This window comes from Martinezella sp. CNPSo 3890 (assembly GCF_057784455.1).
Genome location: NZ_JBXSOR010000024.1, coordinates 42,606 through 63,566 on the forward strand (window position 1 = coordinate 42,606; position 20,961 = coordinate 63,566).

At 60.9% G+C, this 20,961-nt stretch carries 22 protein-coding genes and 1 tRNA gene; 13 read left to right on the forward strand and 10 right to left on the reverse strand.

Features of this window, described 5'->3' with window-relative positions; translation table 11 throughout:
• The first annotated feature begins 128 nt into the window (after positions 1-128).
• The 11 genes from rimP to AC13RC_RS31705 all read left to right on the forward strand — a co-directional run bounded on the left by rimP (position 129) and on the right by AC13RC_RS31705 (position 13,122).
• Positions 129-734, forward strand: coding sequence for a ribosome maturation factor RimP (gene rimP / locus AC13RC_RS31655; RefSeq protein ID WP_113330935.1), 606 nt, complete (start codon positions 129-131; stop codon positions 732-734).
• Between the two features lie 63 nt (positions 735-797).
• A complete protein-coding gene (nusA, locus tag AC13RC_RS31660; RefSeq protein WP_113389927.1) occupies positions 798-2,408 on the forward strand; it encodes a transcription termination factor NusA in 1,611 nt (536 codons plus the stop codon).
• Entirely contained in the window at positions 2,405-3,097 is a 693-nt protein-coding gene (locus tag AC13RC_RS31665) for an RNA-binding protein (protein ID WP_069613594.1), read from the forward strand. The genes nusA and AC13RC_RS31665 overlap by 4 nt, the downstream gene beginning before the upstream one ends.
• A gap of 101 nt (positions 3,098-3,198) precedes the next feature.
• The gene (gene infB, locus AC13RC_RS31670) at positions 3,199-5,946 is read left to right on the forward strand and encodes a translation initiation factor IF-2 (protein ID WP_113354138.1); all 2,748 of its coding nucleotides are present in this window, start codon (positions 3,199-3,201) and stop codon (positions 5,944-5,946) included.
• 79 nt (positions 5,947-6,025) lie between these two features.
• Positions 6,026-6,640 (forward strand): hypothetical protein, encoded by a 615-nt coding sequence (locus tag AC13RC_RS31675; protein ID WP_488559563.1) that lies wholly within the window; start codon positions 6,026-6,028, stop codon positions 6,638-6,640.
• A 68-nt stretch (positions 6,641-6,708) separates the two neighbouring features.
• Positions 6,709-7,116 carry a 30S ribosome-binding factor RbfA gene (rbfA, locus tag AC13RC_RS31680; RefSeq protein ID WP_113354140.1) on the forward strand — a complete coding sequence of 136 codons (408 nt, stop codon included), beginning with the start codon at positions 6,709-6,711 and terminating at the stop codon, positions 7,114-7,116.
• Between the two features lie 12 nt (positions 7,117-7,128).
• Positions 7,129-8,061 (forward strand): tRNA pseudouridine(55) synthase TruB, encoded by a 933-nt coding sequence (truB, locus tag AC13RC_RS31685; protein ID WP_113389925.1) that lies wholly within the window; start codon positions 7,129-7,131, stop codon positions 8,059-8,061.
• 92 nt (positions 8,062-8,153) lie between these two features.
• A complete protein-coding gene (locus AC13RC_RS31690; protein ID WP_488559564.1) occupies positions 8,154-9,005 on the forward strand; it encodes an alpha/beta fold hydrolase in 852 nt (283 codons plus the stop codon).
• Between the two features lie 152 nt (positions 9,006-9,157).
• Positions 9,158-9,427 carry a 30S ribosomal protein S15 gene (gene rpsO / locus AC13RC_RS31695; protein WP_113354142.1) on the forward strand — a complete coding sequence of 90 codons (270 nt, stop codon included), beginning with the start codon at positions 9,158-9,160 and terminating at the stop codon, positions 9,425-9,427.
• A gap of 325 nt (positions 9,428-9,752) precedes the next feature.
• Positions 9,753-11,891 carry a polyribonucleotide nucleotidyltransferase gene (gene pnp / locus AC13RC_RS31700; RefSeq protein WP_488559565.1) on the forward strand — a complete coding sequence of 713 codons (2,139 nt, stop codon included), beginning with the start codon at positions 9,753-9,755 and terminating at the stop codon, positions 11,889-11,891.
• 214 nt (positions 11,892-12,105) lie between these two features.
• Positions 12,106-13,122: a class I SAM-dependent methyltransferase gene (locus tag AC13RC_RS31705; RefSeq protein WP_145324221.1), complete on the forward strand. Its 1,017-nt coding sequence runs from the start codon at positions 12,106-12,108 to the stop codon at positions 13,120-13,122.
• A gap of 42 nt (positions 13,123-13,164) precedes the next feature.
• Here the strand turns inward: AC13RC_RS31705 and AC13RC_RS31710 are convergent, their stop codons facing one another.
• The 4 genes from AC13RC_RS31710 to fabA all read right to left on the reverse strand — a co-directional run bounded on the left by AC13RC_RS31710 (position 13,165) and on the right by fabA (position 16,426).
• Positions 13,165-13,746 (reverse strand): GNAT family N-acetyltransferase, encoded by a 582-nt coding sequence (locus AC13RC_RS31710; protein ID WP_113397395.1) that lies wholly within the window; start codon positions 13,744-13,746, stop codon positions 13,165-13,167.
• 76 nt (positions 13,747-13,822) lie between these two features.
• Complete coding sequence (gene fabI, locus AC13RC_RS31715; protein WP_112722932.1) at positions 13,823-14,629, reverse strand: enoyl-ACP reductase FabI; 807 nt, start codon at positions 14,627-14,629, stop codon at positions 13,823-13,825.
• A gap of 4 nt (positions 14,630-14,633) precedes the next feature.
• Complete coding sequence (gene fabB, locus AC13RC_RS31720; RefSeq protein WP_112434869.1) at positions 14,634-15,857, reverse strand: beta-ketoacyl-ACP synthase I; 1,224 nt, start codon at positions 15,855-15,857, stop codon at positions 14,634-14,636.
• A gap of 53 nt (positions 15,858-15,910) precedes the next feature.
• Positions 15,911-16,426, reverse strand: a complete 516-nt coding sequence (gene fabA / locus AC13RC_RS31725; RefSeq protein WP_015338264.1) for a 3-hydroxyacyl-[acyl-carrier-protein] dehydratase FabA — start codon at positions 16,424-16,426, stop codon at positions 15,911-15,913.
• 297 nt (positions 16,427-16,723) lie between these two features.
• Here fabA and irrA point away from each other — a divergent pair, with 297 nt between their 5' ends.
• On the forward strand, positions 16,724-17,146 hold the full coding sequence (irrA, locus tag AC13RC_RS31730; RefSeq protein WP_113332404.1) for an iron response transcriptional regulator IrrA: 423 nt from the start codon (positions 16,724-16,726) through the stop codon (positions 17,144-17,146).
• Positions 17,147-17,229: 83 nt separating this feature from the next.
• Here the strand turns inward: irrA and AC13RC_RS31735 are convergent, their stop codons facing one another.
• On the reverse strand, positions 17,230-17,865 hold the full coding sequence (locus tag AC13RC_RS31735; RefSeq protein WP_113354148.1) for a trimeric intracellular cation channel family protein: 636 nt from the start codon (positions 17,863-17,865) through the stop codon (positions 17,230-17,232).
• A 140-nt stretch (positions 17,866-18,005) separates the two neighbouring features.
• Here AC13RC_RS31735 and AC13RC_RS31740 point away from each other — a divergent pair, with 140 nt between their 5' ends.
• Positions 18,006-18,485, forward strand: a complete 480-nt coding sequence (locus AC13RC_RS31740) for a hypothetical protein (protein WP_113332405.1) — start codon at positions 18,006-18,008, stop codon at positions 18,483-18,485.
• Between the two features lie 61 nt (positions 18,486-18,546).
• Here the strand turns inward: AC13RC_RS31740 and AC13RC_RS31745 are convergent, their stop codons facing one another.
• The 5 genes from AC13RC_RS31745 to AC13RC_RS31765 form a co-directional block, all read right to left on the reverse strand.
• Entirely contained in the window at positions 18,547-19,338 is a 792-nt protein-coding gene (locus tag AC13RC_RS31745; RefSeq protein WP_113354150.1) for a YdcF family protein, read from the reverse strand.
• Positions 19,339-19,409: 71 nt separating this feature from the next.
• Positions 19,410-19,673 carry a hypothetical protein gene (locus AC13RC_RS31750; RefSeq protein WP_113396111.1) on the reverse strand — a complete coding sequence of 88 codons (264 nt, stop codon included), beginning with the start codon at positions 19,671-19,673 and terminating at the stop codon, positions 19,410-19,412.
• Between the two features lie 22 nt (positions 19,674-19,695).
• Positions 19,696-19,938 (reverse strand): GIY-YIG nuclease family protein, encoded by a 243-nt coding sequence (locus AC13RC_RS31755; RefSeq protein WP_113354151.1) that lies wholly within the window; start codon positions 19,936-19,938, stop codon positions 19,696-19,698.
• Between the two features lie 188 nt (positions 19,939-20,126).
• Positions 20,127-20,202: transfer RNA gene (locus tag AC13RC_RS31760), tRNA-Ala, on the reverse strand.
• A gap of 151 nt (positions 20,203-20,353) precedes the next feature.
• Entirely contained in the window at positions 20,354-20,734 is a 381-nt protein-coding gene (locus AC13RC_RS31765) for a TIGR02300 family protein (protein ID WP_095436113.1), read from the reverse strand.
• Positions 20,735-20,961 lie beyond the last annotated feature (227 nt).

Here is a 20,961-nt window from a genome sequence, read left to right on the forward strand (position 1 = left end):
TGCAATTTTCCAGAAAGAGGCTTATATCCGCATCAAATTCTTGATCGTGTGATGAAGAGTGGGCCGCAAGGACCCGCTCTTTTTTATTAGCGCGATCTCCCAATGCATGAACAATGCGGAGTGAATGCTTGTCGGACGTGACAAACGCAGACAATACCAATGAACCCCGGCTGATCGTCGAAACCGGCCTTGATCAGCGCGTCGCCGCGATCATCGAGCCCGTGCTTGTGGGCATGGGCTTCCGTCTGGTGCGCGTGCGCCTCCTCAATCTGAACGGCCTGACACTGCAGATCATGACCGAGCGCAACGACGGCACCATGACCGTCGAGGACTGCGAAGAGGTCTCCATGGCCATTTCTCCGGTCCTGGATGTGGAAGATCCGATCGATAAGGCGTATCATCTCGAAGTGTCTTCGCCGGGTATCGACCGCCCGATGGTGCGAAAGTCGGATTTTCAGCGCTGGATCGGCCATATCGTCAAGTGCGAAACGTCGATCCTCGTTGATAACCGCAAGCGTTTCCGCGGCAAGATCGCCGCCGTCGACAATGACGGCTTCACGATCGAACGCGACCAGGTCGCCTATGGCGAGGAGCCCAAGGTGACCATTCCGTTCAGCACGCTGGCCGAGGCCAAGCTGATCTTGACGGACGATCTCATCCGCGACGCGCTGCGCGCCGATAAGCTGGCGAAAGCCGAGGCAGCGAACCAGAACGAAGCGGACGACCAGGAATAACCGATCAACGAACCGCCTGACGGAACGGGAAACCTAAAGGCAGGAAGACGGAGACTAAGAACAATGGCAGTCAGTGCGAACCGGCTAGAACTTCTGCAGATCGCAGATGCAGTGGCGCGCGAAAAGGTCATCGACCGCGAGATCGTGCTTGCCGCAATGGCGGATGCGATCCAGAAGGCCGCGCGCTCGCGTTATGGCACGGAATCGAATATCCGCGCCGATATCAATCCGAAGACGGGTGAAATCCGCCTCCAGCGTCTGCTCGAAGTGGTCGAAAAGGCCGAAGACTATTCCACGCAGATCCCGCTAGAACTGGCCCGCGACCGCAACCCGGACGCAGCCCTCGGCGATTTTATCGCCGATCCGCTGCCGCCGATGGATTTCGGCCGCATCGCCGCCCAGTCGGCCAAGCAGGTCATCGTGCAGAAGGTGCGCGAAGCCGAACGTGACCGCCAGTTCGACGAATTCAAGGATCGCGTCGGCGAAATCGTCAACGGCACCGTCAAGCGCGTCGAATACGGCAACGTCATCGTCGACCTCGGCCGTGGCGAAGGCATCATCCGCCGCGACGAAATGATCCCGCGTGAAAACTTCCGCTATGGCGATCGCGTCCGCGCCTATGTCTACGACGTTCGTCGCGAGCAGCGCGGCCCGCAGATCTTCCTGTCGCGCACGCATCCGCAGTTCATGGTCAAGCTCTTCACCATGGAAGTGCCCGAAATCTACGACGGCATCATCCAGGTGAAGTCGGTCGCCCGCGATCCGGGTTCGCGCGCCAAGATCGCCGTCATCTCGAACGACTCGTCGATCGATCCGGTCGGCGCCTGCGTCGGTATGCGCGGTTCGCGCGTTCAAGCCGTCGTCGGCGAGCTGCAGGGCGAAAAGATCGACATCATTCCCTGGTCCAGCGAGCCGGCGAACTTCGTCGTGAACGCGCTGCAGCCGGCCGAAGTCGCCAAGGTCGTTCTCGACGAAGATGCAGAGCGCATCGAAGTCGTGGTGCCGGACGAGCAGCTTTCGCTCGCCATCGGCCGCCGCGGCCAGAATGTCCGCCTCGCCTCGCAGCTGACCGGTTGGGATATCGACATCATGACGGAAGCCGAGGAATCGGAACGCCGTCAGAAGGAATTCAACGAGCGTACGAACCTGTTCATGGACGCGCTCGACGTCGACGAGATGGTCGGCCAGGTTCTGGCCTCGGAAGGCTTTGCCGCCGTCGAGGAACTGGCTTACGTCGATCTGGACGAAATCTCCTCGATCGACGGCTTCGACGAAGATACCGCCCAGGAAATCCAGACGCGCGCCCGCGAATATCTCGAAAAGCTCGAAGCGGAGATGGACGAGAAGCGCAAGGCGCTCGGCGTTTCCGACGAGCTTCGCCAGATCAACGGCATGACTGCACAGATGATGGTCGCCCTCGGCGAAGACGGCATCAAGACGATCGAGGACTTCGCCGGCTGCGCCGCCGACGATCTCGTCGGCTGGAGCGAACGCAAGAACGGCGAAACGAAGAAGTTCGAAGGCCTGTTCTCCAAGCTCGAAGTCTCGCGCGTCGAAGCCGAACAGATGGTCGTGCAGGCCCGCCTGCTGGCCGGCTGGATCACCGAAGCCGATCTCGCCGCCGAAGCCGAAGAGGTATCGGAAGGTGAAGGCGAGGCCGAGCAGGAAGCATGATGAGCGCAGAGGGGCCGAAGGCCGCGCCCGAAGACGACGATCTTTCGGGTGACGGCGCAAATGGCCGTATGTGCATCGTAACACGCGAAAGCGGATCGCCGGATGAGCTGATCCGCTTCGTCGCCGCTCCGGACGGAACAGTCGTTCCGGATCTGAAGCGGCAGCTGCCGGGACGCGGATGCTGGGTCAAGATCGACCGGGCGCTCGTGGACAAGGCAGTGGCAAAGAAGTTGTTCTCCCGCGCCCTGAAGGCGGAGGTGACCGCGCCGAGCGATCTCGGCGCCACCGTCGACCGCCTTCTAGCGGCGCAACTGGCCGGGATGATGAACATGGCACGCAAGGCGGGCCAGTTCGTATCCGGCTCGTCGAAGGTGGATGGCGCCGTTCGCAACGGGTCGGCACTTGCCGTGTTCCATGCGATGAACGCCGCCGCCGATGGCGTGCGCAAGATCGATCAGGCAAGGAAGGCCTGGCATCTCGGCATGGAGACCGAAGCGGAAATACCGTCCTTCCGTGTCTTTACGGAGGCGGAAATGGACGAACTGATGGGCCAGAATGCTTTTATCCATGCCGCAGCGCTTGCAGGGCAGGCGGGTGAGGGTGTAGTGAAGCGCGCAAACCTGCTCGAACGGTACCGCAACGGCGGTCAGTCCCGGGCAACGGGCGGCGCTGGCCGGCGAAAACAATGACGCGGTCACCGGCCTTTGCCGGACGCCTCATTAAGGTACATGCATTGAACGACAGGGTCTGACGGACGTTTCCGTGCCCTGTCCGAAGGAACAGGAACGGAATGACCGACAATCAAGACGACAAGACGCTGAGTGTTTCGGGTAAGAAGACCCTCACCTTGAAGCCTTCAGGCGTAAACCAGGGCACCGTGCGCCAGGACATGGGCCGCGGTCGCACCAAGGCGGTCGTGGTTGAGACCCGTAAGCGCCGCCCGCTACGTCCTGAAGACGAAAAGCCAATCACGCCGGTAACGACATCGGCGCCCTCGGTGACGCGCGTCGCCGAACCGACGCCGCAGCCGCCGCGCCCGCCGCAGCCGGCTCCGCGCATTCATCAGCCTGGCGGCCAGCAGCAGCGGCCGGCACAATCCAACCAGGGCTATCAGCAGCGCCCGCAGCAGGAGCGCTCGTCGCGTCCGGTGGTTCTGAACCATCTGTCGGCCGACGAGATGGATGCTCGCCGCCGCGCGCTGGCTGACGCACAGGCCCGCGATGCGGCAGACGCCGTTCGTCGCGCCGAGGAAGAAGCTCGCCGCCGCCAGGAAGAAGAAGCACGCCGCGTCGCCGAACAGGCCGAAGCTGCCCGTCGCGCTGCAGAAGAGGCCGCTCGCGCCGCAGAAGCAGCCAAGGTCGCCGAACAGGCCCCGGCAGCTCCGGTCGAGGCGAAGGTTGACGCTCCGAAGCCGGCTACGCAGCCTGCTCCGGCGCCGGCCGTTGTACGCCGTCCGGATGCTTCCGCCCCGCAGTCCGCCCGCCCCGGCGCAGCCGCCGCGGAAGCGCCGGCCAATCGCCGTCGCCCGGGCAACGAGGATGAGGAAGGCCGTGGCCCGTCCCGTGGTGCTCCGGTCCGTGGCAAGATCACCCGGCCTGAGCCGGCAAAGCCGGTCACCACGCGTCCGAAGACCGACGAAGAACGCCGCCGCGGCAAGCTGACGGTCACGACCGCCGATGTCGACGAAGACGGCAACGCACGCGGCCGCTCGCTTTCGGCCATGCGCCGCCGCCAGGAAAAGTTCCGCCGCAGCCAGATGCAGGAAACACGCGAAAAGATCTCGCGTGAAGTCGTGCTGCCCGAGACCATTACCATTCAGGAACTGTCGCAGCGCATGTCCGAACGCGCCGTCGACGTCATCAAGTACCTGATGAAGGAAGGTCAGATGATGAAGCCGGGCGACGTCATCGACGCCGACTTGGCAGAGCTCATCGCCGGCGAATTCGGCCATACGGTGAAGCGCGTTTCGGAATCCGACGTCGAACAGGGCATCTTCAATGTTGCCGACGAGGAAGGCGAACTGGTTTCCCGTCCGCCTGTCGTCACCATCATGGGCCACGTCGACCACGGCAAGACCTCGCTGCTCGACGCCATCCGTCATGCGAACGTGGTCGCCGGCGAAGCCGGTGGCATCACCCAGCATATCGGCGCCTATCAGGTCGAGCAGAACGGTCAGAAGATCACCTTCATCGACACGCCCGGCCACGCCGCCTTTACGGCGATGCGTGCTCGCGGTGCCCAGGCGACCGATATCGCGATCCTCGTGGTAGCGGCCGACGACAGCGTGATGCCGCAGACGATCGAATCGATCAACCACGCCAAGGCGGCGGGTGTTCCGATCATCGTGGCGATCAACAAGATCGACAAGCACGAAGCCAATCCGCAGAAGGTCCGCACGGAACTGCTGCAGCACGAAGTCTTCGTCGAATCGATGGGCGGTGAAGTGCTCGACGTGGAAGTCTCCGCGAAGAACCGCACCAACCTCGACAAGCTGCTCGAAGCCATCCTGTTGCAGGCGGAAATCCTTGACCTTAAGGCCAATCCGAACCGCACGGCCGAAGGCACGGTCATCGAAGCCCAGCTCGACCGCGGCCGCGGCTCCGTCGCCACCGTACTCGTGCAAAAGGGTACACTGCGTCCCGGCCAGATCGTCGTCGCCGGCGATCAGTGGGGCCGTGTGCGCGCTCTGGTCAACGACAAGGGCGAGCATGTGAAGGAAGCAGGCCCGGCGATGCCGGTCGAACTGCTCGGCCTTTCCGGTGCACCGCAGGCCGGTGACAAGTTCGCCGTCGTCGAGAGCGAAAGCCGCGCCCGCGAAATCTCGGAATACCGCCAGCGCCTCACCCGCGACAAGGCAGCCGCTCGCCAGTCCGGTCAGCGCGGCTCGCTGGAGCAGATGATGTCGCAGCTGCAGACCTCGGGCATCAAGGAATTCCCGCTGGTTATCAAGGGCGACGTGCAGGGCTCGATCGAGGCCATTGCCGGCGCGCTGGAAAAGCTCGGCACCGACGAAGTGCGCGCGCGCATCGTCCATTCGGGCGTCGGCGGCGTGACCGAATCCGATATCTCGCTCGCCGGTGCATCCGACGCAGCGATCATCGGCTTCAACGTCCGTGCCAATGCTCAGGCCCGCACGCTGGCGGAGCGCGAAGGCATCGAGATCCGCTACTACAACATCATCTACGATCTGGTGGATGACGTGAAGGCAGCGATGTCGGGCCTGCTCTCTCCGGAGCGCCGCGAAACCTTCCTCGGCAATGCCGAGATCCTCGAGGTGTTCAACATCACGAAGGTCGGCAAGGTCGCGGGTTGCCGCGTCACCGAAGGCAAGGTCGAGCGTGGTGTCGGCGTTCGCCTGGTTCGCGACAACGTCGTCATCCACGAAGGCAAGCTCAAGACGCTCAAGCGCTTCAAGGACGAAGTCTCCGAAGTCAACATGGGCCAGGAATGCGGTATGGCCTTCGAAAACTACGAAGACATCCGCGTCGGCGATACGATCGAATGCTTCCGCGTCGAGCACATCACCCGTACGCTGTAAGCAATCCTTCGATTTGCTAGATATCAAAACCGCCGGCCGAAACCGGCGGTTTTTTTAAATGCCGCTAAATGGGTACGCCATGGAGATCACGACAGAGCTTGCAGGCGATCAATCCCTCACCGTCTCCTTCGTTCGCCAGCCGGCGGAACATGTCGCCGTGATGCGCCAGGCAGGACAGCGTTTTGCCCTTCGCCGTCCAAGGAATGCACAAAGCGAGACGGCCTGGTTCTTCGTGTCGGCGATCGCGGTCGGCGTAGCGCTTCCCGTCTTTTTCCATCTTCTTCGGGAATATGTATTCATTCCCGTGTTCGGGCTGTCGCGATCGATCGGCCTGGGTGAGATGGCGATCATTTGGCTCGTACCGACACTGATCTGCTACGCACTGATCTTGCTCTATTTTAGGTGGGCCACACGCCGACGCCTAGGGGTGATGCAATCGCGCCTGCGCCCTGATGTCACCGTCACTGTCACGATCACGCCCGAAGGTGCCGCCTGGAATTCGGCGCAGACATCGATTTGGCTTGGCTGGAGCGAGATCTTGAATATCAGCCGCCGCAGCGGACGGATTGAATTCGATACCGAAACCTTTGTCACCTACATCCCGGCATCCGCCTTTGCCGATCAGGACGCTCAGGATGCCGCTTTCGCAAGGATTCTCGGCTTCTGGCAGGCCGCAAATCCTCTCCAGCCTTGACCTTTGCGCCGGATCGAGTCATTTGACCCGCTTTATCGCGTCCAAAGGACGCTGCTAACGGAACAACCATGACCAGACCAACTTCTTCCGCGCCTTCGCAGCGCATGCTTCGCGTCGGCGAGCAGGTGCGCTCAGCGATCACGCAGGTTCTGCAGCGCGGCGAAGTGCGCGACGACCTGATCGAGCGCACCGTGATCTCCATTTCCGAAGTGCGCATGTCGCCCGATCTGAAGATCGCGACCGCCTTCGTGACGCCGCTTGGCGTTACCGACCACGGCGCCGTCATCGAAGCGCTGAACCGCCATGCGAAATACATCCGCGGCCGTCTCGGCCCGCAGCTTCGCCAGATGAAGTACATGCCGGAAGTTCGCTTCCGCGACGATACGAGCTTCGACAATTACAAGAAGATCGACGCGCTTCTGCGCTCGCCCGAGGTCAGCCGTGATCTCGACGACGATAACGACCAAGATCAATAACAGAGACAGAGAATGTCCAAGCCACGCAAACCCAAGGGCCGTCCGATTTCGGGTTGGCTCATCCTCGACAAGCCGGTGGATTTCGGCTCGACCGAAGCCGTTTCCAAGATCAAGTGGCTGTTCAAGGCCCAGAAGGCCGGCCATGCCGGCACGCTCGATCCGCTTGCCTCCGGCATGCTGCCGATTGCGCTCGGCGATGCCACCAAGACGGTTCCCTACGTCATGGATGGCCGCAAGATTTATGAGTTCACCGTGACCTGGGGCGAGGAACGCGCGTCCGACGACCTTGAAGGCGAAGTGACCGCCACCTCCGACAAGCGTCCGAGCGAAGAAGATATTCGCGCGCTTCTGCCGAAATATACCGGCGTCATTCAGCAAGTCCCGCCGCAGTTCTCCGCCATCAAGATATCAGGCGAACGCGCCTATGACCTTGCTCGCGAAGGCGAGACGGTCGAGATCCCCTCACGCGAAGTCGAGATTTTCCGCCTGACGCTGCTCGCTTGCCCGGACGCCAATACAGCGCATTTCGAGGTCGAGTGCGGCAAGGGCACCTATGTGCGCGCGCTTGCCCGCGATTTCGGCCGTGATCTCGGCTGCTACGGCCATATTTCCGGCCTGCGCCGCAGCTTCGTCGCTCCCTTCGCCGAAGAGACGATGGTGCCGCTTGCCGATCTCGTGGCGCTGGAAGAGATCGAAGATACGGACGAGCGGCTTGCAGCCCTCGATGCGCTGCTGATCGACACGGCCGAGGCGTTGTCTTCGCTGCCGCATCTCGTCATCAGCGACGATCAGGCGCACCGCCTGAAGATGGGCAATCCGATCCTGGTGCGCGGCCGCGATGCGCCTGTTGCCGAAACCGAGGCCTATGCCACGGCGCGCGGCAAGCTGATCGCGATCGGCGAGATCGGCCAGGGCGAGTTCCGTCCGAAGCGCGTGTTCGGCTGACCTCAATCAACCGCAAATAGCGGCTATTACGGGCGATGCCTATGCGATATGTTCCCCGACGGGCCATCATGGCCCGTCCAAAGGGGGCAAACATGCGCAGCGTTGCATTCGGAATAGTTGCATTCCTTTCCCTGTTCCTGACGGTGACGAACGCCCAATCCGCCGAGCGGTGGGCCTGGCTACCGCCATTTCCGCCGATGCCGCAGCCGAAAACGAGCGGCATGGCCGATGTCAACGACATCAAGATGTATTATGCCGAATATGGCGCGGGCGACCCGATCCTCTTCATTCATGGCGGCCTCGGAAATGCCGATGTCTGGGGCGCTCAGGTCGCCGATTTCGCGAGAGATCATCTCGTCATTGTCGCCGACAGCCGCGGGCATGGCCGCTCGACGCGCAGCCAGCAGTCTTTCGGCTACGATCTGATGACCTCGGATTATGCCGCGCTGCTCGACTATCTGAAGGTCGACAAGGTGACGCTGGTTGGATGGTCCGATGGCGGCATCATCGGCATCGACATGGCGATGAAACATCCCGAAAAGCTGACGCGCGTGGTCGCTCAAGCCGCCAATGTCACCACCGACGGCGTGAAACCCGATGTCATGAGCAACAAGACTTTCAACGACTACATCAACGTCGCCGGCGACTATTACAGGAAGCTGTCGCCGACCCCGAACGAATATGACGCCTTCGTCAAACAGATCTCGAAGATGTGGGAGACGCAACCGGCATGGACCGCAGCCGACCTCGGCAAGATCACGGTGCCGGTGATACTTGCCATCGGCGACCATGACGAAGCGGTGAAGCTGGACCATACCGAGATGATGGCGAAGGAGATCCCCGGCGCGAAGCTCGTCATCCTGAAGGATGCCAGCCATTTCGCCATGCTGCAGGATCCGGAAGGCTACAATGCCATGATCCGGGATGCCATGGCGGGGCGCTGAAGGGCGCCCAGGGAGAACCCTCTTTCAATTGGCGCTCATTTGGTTTATAGGCAGCGCCAGCATCAGGCATGCCTGATTGCATTCGCGGCCAATGCTGGACGACATCCCGGCGTTTGGCGACTTCAATCTCCTCTCATAGAAAGGACCATCCGATGTCGATCACTGCTGAGCGCAAGGCTGCGCTGATCAAGGAATACGCTACCGCCGAAGGCGACACCGGTTCTCCGGAAGTCCAGGTTGCGATCCTGACCGAGCGCATCAACAACCTCACGGAACACTTCAAGGACCACAAGAAGGACAACCACTCCCGTCGTGGCCTTCTGACGATGGTTTCCAGCCGACGCTCGCTCCTTGACTACCTCAAGAAGAAGGACGAGGGCCGTTATACCAAGCTGATCAACAGCCTCGGTATCCGCCGCTAACGGAATTTCCGGCGGGCGTTCACCTGGACGCCCGCCGGATGCTTATGAAGGGTATAAACCCTTGAGACCAGTTTCCCTCGCGCCTTACGCCGGTGCGATGCGAAACCGCCGGCAGGCCGGATGGGCCGGTGCTGCCAACAACAACCGTTGACCTGTCATGGGGCAGGATTGCCGGATGCTTTCAGCCGAAGCTTCACGCTTCGGCCGACCTTCGAAAGCCTCTCGTTGTCTTGCCCGTGATGCGTCACATTTCGTGCGGTTGAAGATGTGCCCTGCCGAATTCGTCGGCCTCGGCGCCTTTTCCCGCATAGTGCAAGGACAAGATATGTTCGATATCCATACCGTCGAAATCGAGTGGGCAGGCCGCCCGCTGAAGCTCGAAACCGGCAAGATTGCCCGCCAGGCCGACGGCGCCGTTGTCGCCACCTACGGCGAGACCGTCGTGCTTGCGACCGTCGTTTCCGCCAAGGCGCCGAAGCCGGGCCAGGACTTCTTCCCGCTTACCGTCAACTATCAGGAAAAGACCTACGCGGCCGGCAAGATCCCCGGCGGTTACTTCAAGCGCGAGGGACGTCCGAGCGAAAACGAAACGCTCGTTTCCCGCCTGATCGACCGCCCGATCCGCCCGCTCTTCCCGGAAGGCTACAAGAACGACACGCAGGTTGTCGTCACCGTCATCCAGCATGACCTCGAAAACGATCCGGACATCCTGTCCATGGTCGCGACCTCTGCAGCCCTGACGCTCTCCGGCATCCCCTTCATGGGCCCGATCGGCGGCGCCCGCGTCGGTTACATCAACGGCGAATACGTGCTGAACCCGCATCTCGACGAGATGGACGAATCGAGCCTCGACCTCGTCGTCGCCGGCACGCAGGAAGCCGTTCTCATGGTTGAATCCGAAGCCAAGGAACTGCCTGAAGACATCATGCTCGGCGCCGTCATGTTCGGCCACCGCGGCTTCCAGCCCGTCATCGACGCGATCATCAAGCTCGCCGAAGTGGCTGCCAAGGAGCCTCGCGACTTCCAGCCGGAAGACTATTCCGAGCTCGAAAAGGAAATGCTCGGCCTCGCCGAAGCGGAACTGCGCGACGCTTACAAGATCACCCAGAAGGCTGATCGCTATGCTGCCGTCGACGCCGTCAAGACGAAGGTGAAGGCACACTTCCTGCCGGAAGAAGGCGAAGCCAAGTACACGGCCGAAGAAGTCGGCGCCATCTTCAAGCACCTGCAGGCGAAGATCGTTCGCTGGAACATCCTCGACACGTCGAGCCGCATCGACGGCCGCGATCTGCAGACGGTTCGCCCGATCCTCGCCGAAGTCGGCCTGTTGCCGCGCACGCACGGTTCTGCGCTCTTCACCCGCGGTGAGACGCAGGCGATCGTCGTTGCCACGCTCGGCACCGGTGAGGACGAGCAGTATGTCGACAGCCTGACCGGCATGTACAAAGAAAACTTCATGCTGCACTATAACTTCCCGCCCTACTCGGTCGGCGAAACCGGTCGCATGGGTTCTCCGGGCCGCCGCGAAATCGGCCATGGCAAGCTCGCATGGCGCGCCATCCACCCGATGCTGCCGTCGGCGGAACAGTTCCCCTACACGCTGCGTGTCGTCTCCGAGATCACCGAGTCCAACGGCTCCTCCTCCATGGCGACCGTCTGCGGCACCTCGCTGGCGCTGATGGATGCCGGCGTGCCGCTGGCAAAGCCGGTTGCCGGCATCGCCATGGGCCTGATCAAGGAAGAAGAGCGCTTTGCCGTTCTCTCCGACATCCTGGGTGACGAAGACCACCTCGGCGACATGGACTTCAAGGTTGCCGGCACGGAAGCAGGCATCACCTCGCTGCAGATGGACATCAAGATCGACGGCATCACCGAAGAAATCATGAAGGTCGCCCTGAACCAGGCGAAGGGCGGCCGTCTGCACATCCTCGGCGAAATGGCAAAGGCCATCTCCGAAAGCCGCGGCCAGCTCGGCGAATTCGCACCGCGCATCGAAGTCATGAACATTCCGGTCGACAAGATCCGCGAAGTCATCGGCTCCGGCGGCAAGGTCATCCGCGAAATCGTCGAAAAGACCGGCGCCAAGATCAACATCGAGGACGACGGCACCGTCAAGATCGCCTCCTCCTCCGGCAAGGAAATCGAAGCGGCCCGCAAGTGGATCCACTCGATCGTCGCCGAGCCGGAAGTCGGCCAGGTCTACGAAGGTACTGTGGTCAAGACCGCCGACTTCGGCGCCTTCGTCAACTTCTTCGGCGCCCGCGACGGCCTCGTCCACATCTCGCAGCTCGCTTCCGAGCGCGTGGCCAAGACGCAGGACGTCGTCAAGGAAGGCGACAAGGTCTGGGTCAAGCTGCTCGGCTTCGACGAGCGCGGCAAGGTTCGCCTGTCCATGAAGGTTGTCGACCAGGCAACCGGCCAGGAAATCGTTGCCGAAAAGAAGAAGGATGACGCGGCCGAATAAGCCCGCGCCTTCATAAACTTTCCGGGGCGCGGGATCTTTTCCGCGCCCTTTTTATATTATCGGTGCCGACCGTTTTGTAGAAAGTGGGTGCCCGGCCCCTCACCCTAGCCCTCTCCCGCATGCGGAGAGAGGGTTAGGGTGAGGGACAAGCCCAGAATACGACGATGGCGCATATCCGACAGACGAAACCCATTCCCATAACGAGACCACGCCCATGAGCCGCGATGCCCTGAAGACCCTGTTCCATCCCTTTGCCTCCGGCACCGTCGACGCGCCCGGCGAGGGTCAGCGGATCCTGTTCCTCGGCGCCGAGGCGGGCTTTGCGCTGCCGGAGGGATTTGCTGCCGAGCTTTCCGCCGTCCAGGGCTTCCGTCCCTTTTATCGCCAGCTGCAGGCGCAGCGCATCAACGTGACGCCGGAGATCGAAGGCGAAGGCTATGACGGCGCGCTCGTGCTTTGCGGCAAGCACAAGGGCGAGAACGAGGATCACTTCGCCGAAGCCCTGACGCGCGTGAGAGAAGGCGGCCTCATCGTCGTTGCCGGCGGCAAGGAAGACGGCATCCAGCCGTTGCGCAAGCGCGTCGAGGCCTTCGGTCTCGACATCGAGCATATGCCCAAATATCACGGCGTTGCCTTCTGGTTTACCCGCCCTGCCGATATCAAGCTGCTGACGGCGCAGCTCGCGAAGCCGGCGACGCTCGTTGACGACAGCTTCACCACAGCGCCCGGCATGTTCTCCCACGACCGTATCGACGCCGGTTCGGAGCTGCTTGCCTCGCGCCTGCCGACCGATTTTACCGGCGATGCTGCCGATTTCGGCGCCGGCTGGGGTTACCTTTCCGTCGAGCTGGCAATGAAGTCGCCGAGAATCGAACGCATCGACCTCTACGAGGCCCATTACGGCTCTCTGGAGGCCGCACGGGCCAATCTGCTGTCGCACTGCCCCAAGGTCGCGCAGCGCTTCTTCTGGCACGATCTGGCGAGCGAGCCGGTCAAGGACAAGTACGACCTGATCATCATGAACCCGCCCTTCCATGAGGGCCATGCCGCCGAACCTTCGCTCGGCCAGGCGATGATCAAGACTGCCGCTTCGGCGCTGCGCGGCGGCGGACGGCTAATGCTGGTCGCCAATCGCGGCCTGCCCTATGAGCCGGTGCTGGCGGAGAATTTCAAGGAGTTCGGCGAGACCTGCCGCAACGCCCGCTACAAGGTGCTCTGGGCGAAGAAATAAGGAATGATGGCGGTCAGATGGCCGCCATTTTTTGAGCGGGGCTCAGGGGCTTCGTTTCGACGCTCTTGCGGCCCATTCGCGGTTCAGCACGGCGTAGATGCATTCGTCGCCCCATATGCCGTTGAAGCGATCATTCTCGATCAGAAGCGCCTCGCGGCGCAGGCCGAGCCGTTCGACGACACCGACCGAGCCGGCATTTTTCGCATCCAGCCGTGCAAAGATCCGGTGGAAGCCGAATTTTTCGAAACCGAGGGTAATCATGGCTTCCGCCGCCTCGGTGGCATAACCCTTCCTGGCATAGGCTGGGTTGGAGGTATAGCCGAGCTCGGCCTGAAGTGCGACCTTGCTTGCGAATGTCAGGCTAACGTCACCCACCAAAGCGCCATCCTCCCGCCGTATGACAGCGCATAACAGCGTATCTCCGTCCTCGGAGAAAGGGGAGCTCAGGCGGATATCGAAACGCTCTCGCAAGACCTCAAGCGAAGGTGGATCGCGGTAGAGGAAACGATATATCTCCGGCAGGGAGCGGTAGGCGCTGTAGGCGGCAAAATCCTCCGGCACAAAGCGGCGAAGGATAAGACGACCGGTCGATGCCAAAGGTTCTGCGTCGTCGATGGACGTCATCGGGAATCCTCTGAAAGGATATCCGGAAATTGATCCTCCCGGCCAAAACCGGGAGGACACGACTGAGATCGAAGGCTTACTCCGTGTCTGCGCTTGACAGCGTTTCCAGCGTTGGCATCGAGGTGATGTTATAGCCGGCATCCACAAAATGGACTTCGCCAGTCACGCCTGCTGCCAGATCCGACAGGAGGTAGAGCGACGACGAGCCGACCTGATCGATGGTGACGGACTTGCGCAGCGGCGCGTTGCGCTGGTTCCAAGAGAGGATGGCGCGGGCGTCGGAAATGCCGGCGCCGGCGAGCGTGCGGATCGGACCGGCGGAAACGGCGTTGACGCGAATGCCGCGCGGGCCGTAGTCCGCAGCGAGATAGCGGACGGAAGCCTCGAGTGCCGCCTTGGCGACGCCCATGACGTTGTAGTTCGGGATCACGCGCGTCGAACCATTATAGGTCAGCGTCAGCATGCTGCCGCCTTCCGTCATTAGTTCGGCGGCACGCTTGGCAACCTCAGTGAAGGAGAAGCAAGAAATCACCATCGTGCGGGTGAAATTCTCCCGCGTGGTGTTGGCATAGAGCCCCTTCAGCTCGTTCTTGTCGGAAAAGCCGATGGCGTGGACGATGAAATCCAGCTTGCCCCAGCGCTCCTTGATGGCGTCGAAGACGGCATCGACCGAAGCGAGATCCTCGACATCGCAAGGCAGTAGGAAATCCGAGCCGACTTCGGCTGCGAGCGGCTTGACGCGCTTGCCGAGCGCTTCGCCCTGAAAGGTGAAAGCCAGTTCAGCGCCTTCGGCGGCCAGTGCCTTTGAAATACCCCAGGCAATCGAATGGTTGTTTGCGACGCCCATGATGAGGCCGCGCTTACCCTGCATAATTCCCGTCATTGCCTTATCCGTTATAGCGCTGGAATACGAGCGTGGCGTTGGTGCCGCCGAAGCCGAAGGAGTTCGAAAGAGCGATATCGAACTTGGCATTGTCGATACGCTTGCGCACGATCGGCACGCCTTCGAATTCCGGATCGAGTTCGGTGATATGGGCGCTTTCGCCGATGAAGCGCTCCTGCATCATCAGGATCGAGTAGATCGATTCCTGAACGCCCGCTGCGCCGAGCGAATGGCCCGTCAGCGACTTGGTCGACTGGATCGGCGGGATCTTGTCGCCGAAGACTTCGCGGATCGCGCCGATTTCCTTGCTGTCGCCCACCGGCGTCGATGTGCCGTGGGTGTTGATGTAGTCGATATCGCCCTTCACGGTGGCGAGCGCCTGGCGCATGCAGCGCACGGCACCTTCGCCTGACGGCGCGACCATGTCGTAACCGTCCGAGGTAGCGCCGTAGCCGATGATTTCGGCATAGATCTTGGCGCCGCGTGCCTTGGCATGCTCAAGCTCTTCCAGAACCAGCACGCCGGCGCCGCCGGCGATGACGAAGCCGTCACGCTTGGCGTCATAGGCGCGCGAGGCGGTTTCCGGATGGTTCTCATTGAAGTCCGACGACATGGCGCCCATGGCGTCGAAGAGGTTCGACATGGTCCAGTCGAGATCCTCGTGGCCGCCGGCGAACATGACGTCCTGCTTGCCCCACTGGATCATTTCGGCAGCATTGCCGATGCAGTGCGCCGAGGTCGAGCAGGCAGACGAGATGGAGTAATTGACGCCGTGGATCTTGAACCAAGTCGCAAGCGTGGCCGAGGCCGTCGACGACATCGACTTTGGCACGGCGAAGGGGCCGATGCGCTTCGGGCTGTTGTTCTTGCGGGTGATGTCGGCAGCTTCGATCAGCGTGCGCGTCGACGGGCCGCCGGAGCCCATGATGATGCCGGTGCGCTCGTTGGTGATATCGCTTTCCTCAAGGCCGCTATCGGCGATCGCCTGCTTCATGGCGACGTGGTTCCAGGCACCGCCCTGCGACAGGAAGCGCATGGCGCGGCGATCCACCAGGTCGGTCGTATCGATCTTAGGCGCGCCCCAGACCTGGCACTTGAAACCGTGCTCGGCGAAATCGGGGGAGAAGGAAATACCGGATTTGGCGTCGCGCAGCGAGGCGGTCACTTCTTGAGCATTGTTTCCAATCGAAGAGACAATACCCAGACCCGTAACAACTACCCGTCTCATGTCGATGACCTTTTCTAAAACATCTGTCTTTGTGGAGGCGGCGGTGCCGCAGTTCAGGCAACCTTGTCCTTGGACAGGCCCACGCGCAGGTCCGTCGCCTGATAAATGGTCTCGCCATCGGCCTTCAGCCAGCCGTCGGCGGTGCCGAGGACGAGGCGGCCGCGCATGACGCGCTTGAAGTCGATGCCGTATTCGAGAAGCTTCGTGTCCGGACGAACCATGCCCTTGAACTTCACTTCGCCAGTGGAAAGCGCCATGCCGCGGCCGGGCTCGCCGAGCCAGCCGAGGAAGAAGCCGGTCAGCTGCCACATGCCGTCGAGGCCGAGGCAGCCCGGCATGATGGGATTGCCGGCAAAATGGCAGGGGAAGTACCAATCATCGGGACGCACGTCGTATTCGGCGCGAATATAGCCTTTGTCGAAGGCTCCGCCCGTTTCGGAAATATCTGTAATGCGATGGACCATCAGCATCGGTGGCAGGGGAAGCTGTGCGTTGCCCGGGCCGAACAGTTCGCCGCGGCCACAGGACAGGATTTCCTCGTAATTGAAGCTGGATTGTCTCGTCGTCATAAAAATTCCGTTTCCCCCGCATGAATGCCGATGGATGTGAAGCTTTAGTGCAAGATCGACAGAAAATGAAGCGTAACCATCACACTCTCATTCAGCCGTTCGATCGAACACAGTAGCTCCTATGTGGTGGTCGCATACAGGAACGCCAGAGCTGCTACCAGTGCCAAATGCGGCAAAAGCCCGATTTTTCCGGCTTTTGAGCACCTTCCCACCCCATGGAAACTATTGAAAGCAATCAAGGCAAAAGTTATATGGCTTAGTAAAGAATTATAGAGATCAGGAATCCGGAGTCCCTGAATGGCGGAAGAAGCCGAAATCGCGATCGAAACCAGGCTGCGCAATGTCGGCCTGAGACCGACCCGACAGCGGATCGCACTGGGAGACCTCCTCTTCGCCAAGGGCGACCGGCATCTGACGGTGGAAGAACTGCACGAGGAAGCCGTTGCCGCCGGCGTTCCGGTTTCGCTCGCGACCGTCTACAACACGCTGCATCAATTTACCGAGGCGGGCCTGATCCGCGTGCTCGCCGTCGAAAGCACCAAGACTTACTTCGACACCAACGTCTCCGACCACCATCACTTTTTCGTGGAAGGCCACAACGAAGTGCTGGATATCCCGATCAGCAACCTGACGATCGACAATCTGCCCGAACCGCCGCAGGGCATGGAAATCGCCCATGTCGACGTGGTGATCCGCCTGCGCCGTAAGCAGAGGCAATAGGAAATAGGAAATAGGAAATAGGAAATAGAATTGTTTCATAGCGTCCCGCTATTGCCCACTGCCTAATTCCTGATGCCTCGCGTCTACATCACATCGTCCGGATGCCGGCCTGGCTTATGGTGATAGGTCGGAAAGGTCCAGCCGAACCAGAGCGCGCCGCCGCGCACCGCGAAGGCCGCGATCACGCCCAATCCCGCAGAGACATAAAGCGGCAGCGTCGTCGCATTGGCGGCGGTGAAGACGCCGGCGCCGACGATTGAGGCCGTCACATAGATTTCCGGGCGCAGCAGGACCGAAGGTTCGTTCGCAAGCAGATCGCGCAGGATGCCGCCGAAGGTTGCCGTCAGCGCGCCGGTGACGATCGCAACGGTGGGCGAGCCCGTGGCTGCCATACCCTTGGCCGCTCCCATCACGCAGTAGGCCGATAGCCCCACGGCATCGAGCCAGATGAGCAGCCGATAGCGCGATTCGAAGAGATGAGCGGTGAAGAAGACCAGAACGCCGACCATGGCGCAGATGATGATATAGGTCGGGTTCAGCACCCAGAAGACCGGCACCCGGCCCAGAACGATATCGCGCAACGTGCCGCCGCCGATACCAGTGACGGCCGCCAGGAACAGGAAGCCGATCAGATCGAGCTGCTTGCGCGAAGCCGCGAGCGCGCCGGTTGCGGCAAAAAGGGCGACGCCGGCATAATCAAGAAACGAGAGAAGCGACATCGAAAACTCCAACGGGAGGCCGGCAATTTTTCCGAAATGAATCACGACGGCAAGGGCCGCGCAAGCAGGCGCGTGCAAAGATGTCGCAGCGGCTGCGGCTGCTATCGTGGCCGTAACGGCGCTTCGAAAAGGAATCCCCCGTGAAATCCCTGCTGATCGTAATCCTCAACCTCTTCGCTCTCGTGATCATGCCTGCCGTGGCCGAGGCGCAGCAATCGATCCTGCAGGACCCCGTGGCCTTCGAGAAGGATCACTTCACCAAAAGCTGCGACGGCCAGGTGAGCTTCGGCGATCATTTCGCTACCCAGCAGGACATCAACAACGACAAGCTGATGGATATCGTCATTAATGAGGGCGAGATCACCTGCAAGGGCGAAAAAGGCCCCTACTGCACGGACGAAGGCTGCCCCTACAATTTCTACGTCCAAGTGGCCGAGGGCGGCTATCTGCTCGTCGCCACAGCGAAGATCTACGGCTACGATTTCATCCAGCGTTTCGGCAACATGGTGCTGGTCATGAAAATGCATCCGCGCTTCTGCGACCGCAAGGATGGCGAAGCCGCTTGCGAAATCACCGTCAGGGTGCGCGGCGTCAAATTCGTCACCATATCTCAGAAATAGAATTTGCGGTGCGTGCACGTCATTCGGCCCGGACATGTGGCGACGGTCCGGCCACATAATATTATGGTCCGGGATAGAGTGCCGAGGTTCGGCCGACCGCGTAATAGCCGACCAGACCGACCCATTCGCGCAGGCCCGTCGCCAGCAGTTGGGCATTGCGTGATGGCTGGGTGAAATCGAGGCCGAGGCTTTCCTTGCCGGTGCTGCGATAATCGACCGGCCAAGGCACGACATCGATGCCCTGTTTGCGGAAGATGCCCATCGAGCGCGGCATATGGAAGCCCGAGGTGATGAGCAGGCAATTCGAAAGACCGTTCTGCGCCAGCAGCTCCTTCGTATTGACCGCATTCTCAAAGGTTGTGCGTGAAGTCTTGTCCTCGACCATGCGGCTTGTCGGAATGCCGAGTGCAGTGAAGAAGCGTTCGGAAATCACGGCATCGCCCTCATAGGTGCCGCCGATCGAGCCATCGCCGCCCGAGATCACGATGCGTGACTGCGGGTATTTCTGCGCGAGACGCAGCGCTTCGATCAGCCGATCGCCGGCCGAGTCAAGCTCATAGCCGCCGCGCGCCGTCGTCACTTCGTTTTGCGTGGCGCCGCCGAGAACGATCATGCATTTGAGATCGGCGGGATCGGCTGCGGGGTGCGGAAAACGCTCTTCCAGCGTCTGAACAACATAAGCGCCGGCCGTCGTATACAGCGAGACGAACAGGATCAGCGCCGACAAGAGCGCCGAGGTGATGACGGTAGCGCGCCAGCGCAGCAGTGCGGCGATAAATGCCAGCAGGACAAACAGGAAGGCCAGCGACAGCGGCTGACCGAAAATCCAGACAAGTTTCGAAAAAACGAACACGGCACATCCTTACGCTTGTCGGCAAAACGATTCGTTTTCCTCCCTAACAGATTTTGTGCGCTGCAATGTGGCTATTTCGCTCGCCGCGCCGTCGGGGCCGCCACCGTCAACCGCTGCCTGAAGCGGCGCCGCAGCGGGCGAGGGATGAAAAGAGTGACGAGCGCGACTATTGAAACCAGCCCAAAGCGTCCGGCGCCAAAGGTGCGGGCGAGGAAAGCTCCGACGATAGCGCATGATATCATGCCGTTCCAGGGCACGATCTGCACCCTCTCGGCAAGATTCCGGTCGCCCAGCAGAAAGCGGCCAAATCGCGAGAGCCCGCCGATCCGCCGCATGCCGAAATCCTCTGCTTGTCTCTTAGAGCAACCTTTTCCTTGCAAATGCTCTGCCAGAACGAGACTTCAGATAGGCTTCAAATTCAAGAGCACGGTATTTGTCAGGAAAGGCAGAATACCAGAGGAGAACCCACGGCATGAACTTTGCGGTGTGGGTCGACTTACCAGCATTGTGGTCGGCAAGCCGCTGCTTAAGATCCGAAGTCGATCCGGTATATTGCTGGTCGGGAAAATCCACGCTTTGAGGGATGTAAACGTACCACATCCGCCCCTCGCTCAATTGGCGTCCGGTGATTCGAACGCAAATTCTATATGCAATCGAGCTTATCGCTGTATCTGGAAATATCTGGTGGGGATTTCAGCCCGTCGTCGCCCTACAGGCTTTGCCGGGCACTGCTTCGGCCTAACGGTTTTCCCACGGCTGCGCCACGCGAAGCCCGTAAGGGCGAAGCGTGGTGGAGCTAAGCGGGATCGAACCGCTGACCTCTTGCATGCCATGCAAGCGCTCTCCCAGCTGAGCTATAGCCCCATCAAGATGGTGCCGTTTGACCGGCCCTGGGTCCCTTCCGAGCGCTTCGCCCGTCGGGGTGGCGGCTTATTACTTGTGGTTTTCACAGATAGCAAGCCGAAAAATTCGGCCCGGGAAATTTTTTCTTGCACCGGGCCGACTGTCTTTCAGATCAGACGTCGTCTTCGTCGCCGGTGACGCCGATGATGTCGCTCATGTCGTCATCATCTTCATCTTCGTCGGCTTCGAGGAAGGTGTCGTCATCATCGTCGCCGATTTCGACGTCGTCATCGCCAATATCCGGAATGTCATCGCCGCCGGCAGCATCGTCGGCATCCTCGAGCGAGACCAGCTCAACTTCCGTGTTTTCGGTATCGACTTCGGCCACTTCGTCTTCTTCCGGAACTTCCTTGGAAGCGGAGGTTTCCTCGAAGAAGGACAAGGGCCAGGACTTGCCGGTATAGGGCGAGACCACCGGGTCCCGGTTCAGGTCATAGAACTTCTTGCCGGTATCGGGGTCGGTACGTTTTGTTCCAAGTTCCGCTTTCGCCACTGTCAAAGCCTCATGAATGGCCGAATGAAAATTCGGCAATGCCGGGGAAGCCGGCGTTTTAAGGGAAATATCAGCCGGTCCCCTTAATCGTTGCGGCCGTTTCTGTCAAAGCTAAACTTCAAGCCGCCTCGCACGTGCTTTTTGCGCATGGCGGGATGACTGGGGAACGGGCCTGTGCTAACCAGCTGGCGTGAACCGCAGAACATCTGGCGCAAGAGCAACGCAGC

Coding starts and splice junctions, on each gene's coding strand:
- nusA (WP_113389927.1), top strand. CDS start 798: ATGGCAGTCAGTGCGAACCGGCTAGAACTTCTGCAGATCGCAGATGCA.
- AC13RC_RS31710 (WP_113397395.1), bottom strand. CDS start 13,746: ATGACGTCCATCGACGACGCAGAACCTTTGGCATCGACCGGTCGTCTT.
- AC13RC_RS31690 (WP_488559564.1), top strand. CDS start 8,154: ATGCGCAGCGTTGCATTCGGAATAGTTGCATTCCTTTCCCTGTTCCTG.
- fabI (WP_112722932.1), bottom strand. CDS start 14,629: ATGACGGGAATTATGCAGGGTAAGCGCGGCCTCATCATGGGCGTCGCA.
- AC13RC_RS31735 (WP_113354148.1), bottom strand. CDS start 17,865: ATGTCGCTTCTCTCGTTTCTTGATTATGCCGGCGTCGCCCTTTTTGCC.
- rpsO (WP_113354142.1), top strand. CDS start 9,158: ATGTCGATCACTGCTGAGCGCAAGGCTGCGCTGATCAAGGAATACGCT.
- fabA (WP_015338264.1), bottom strand. CDS start 16,426: ATGACGACGAGACAATCCAGCTTCAATTACGAGGAAATCCTGTCCTGT.
- truB (WP_113389925.1), top strand. CDS start 7,129: ATGTCCAAGCCACGCAAACCCAAGGGCCGTCCGATTTCGGGTTGGCTC.
- AC13RC_RS31755 (WP_113354151.1), bottom strand. CDS start 19,938: ATGTGGTACGTTTACATCCCTCAAAGCGTGGATTTTCCCGACCAGCAA.
- AC13RC_RS31705 (WP_145324221.1), top strand. CDS start 12,106: ATGAGCCGCGATGCCCTGAAGACCCTGTTCCATCCCTTTGCCTCCGGC.
- AC13RC_RS31750 (WP_113396111.1), bottom strand. CDS start 19,673: ATGCGGCGGATCGGCGGGCTCTCGCGATTTGGCCGCTTTCTGCTGGGC.
- AC13RC_RS31665 (WP_069613594.1), top strand. CDS start 2,405: ATGATGAGCGCAGAGGGGCCGAAGGCCGCGCCCGAAGACGACGATCTT.
- rbfA (WP_113354140.1), top strand. CDS start 6,709: ATGACCAGACCAACTTCTTCCGCGCCTTCGCAGCGCATGCTTCGCGTC.
- fabB (WP_112434869.1), bottom strand. CDS start 15,857: ATGAGACGGGTAGTTGTTACGGGTCTGGGTATTGTCTCTTCGATTGGA.
- pnp (WP_488559565.1), top strand. CDS start 9,753: ATGTTCGATATCCATACCGTCGAAATCGAGTGGGCAGGCCGCCCGCTG.
- irrA (WP_113332404.1), top strand. CDS start 16,724: ATGGCGGAAGAAGCCGAAATCGCGATCGAAACCAGGCTGCGCAATGTC.
- AC13RC_RS31675 (WP_488559563.1), top strand. CDS start 6,026: ATGGAGATCACGACAGAGCTTGCAGGCGATCAATCCCTCACCGTCTCC.
- infB (WP_113354138.1), top strand. CDS start 3,199: ATGACCGACAATCAAGACGACAAGACGCTGAGTGTTTCGGGTAAGAAG.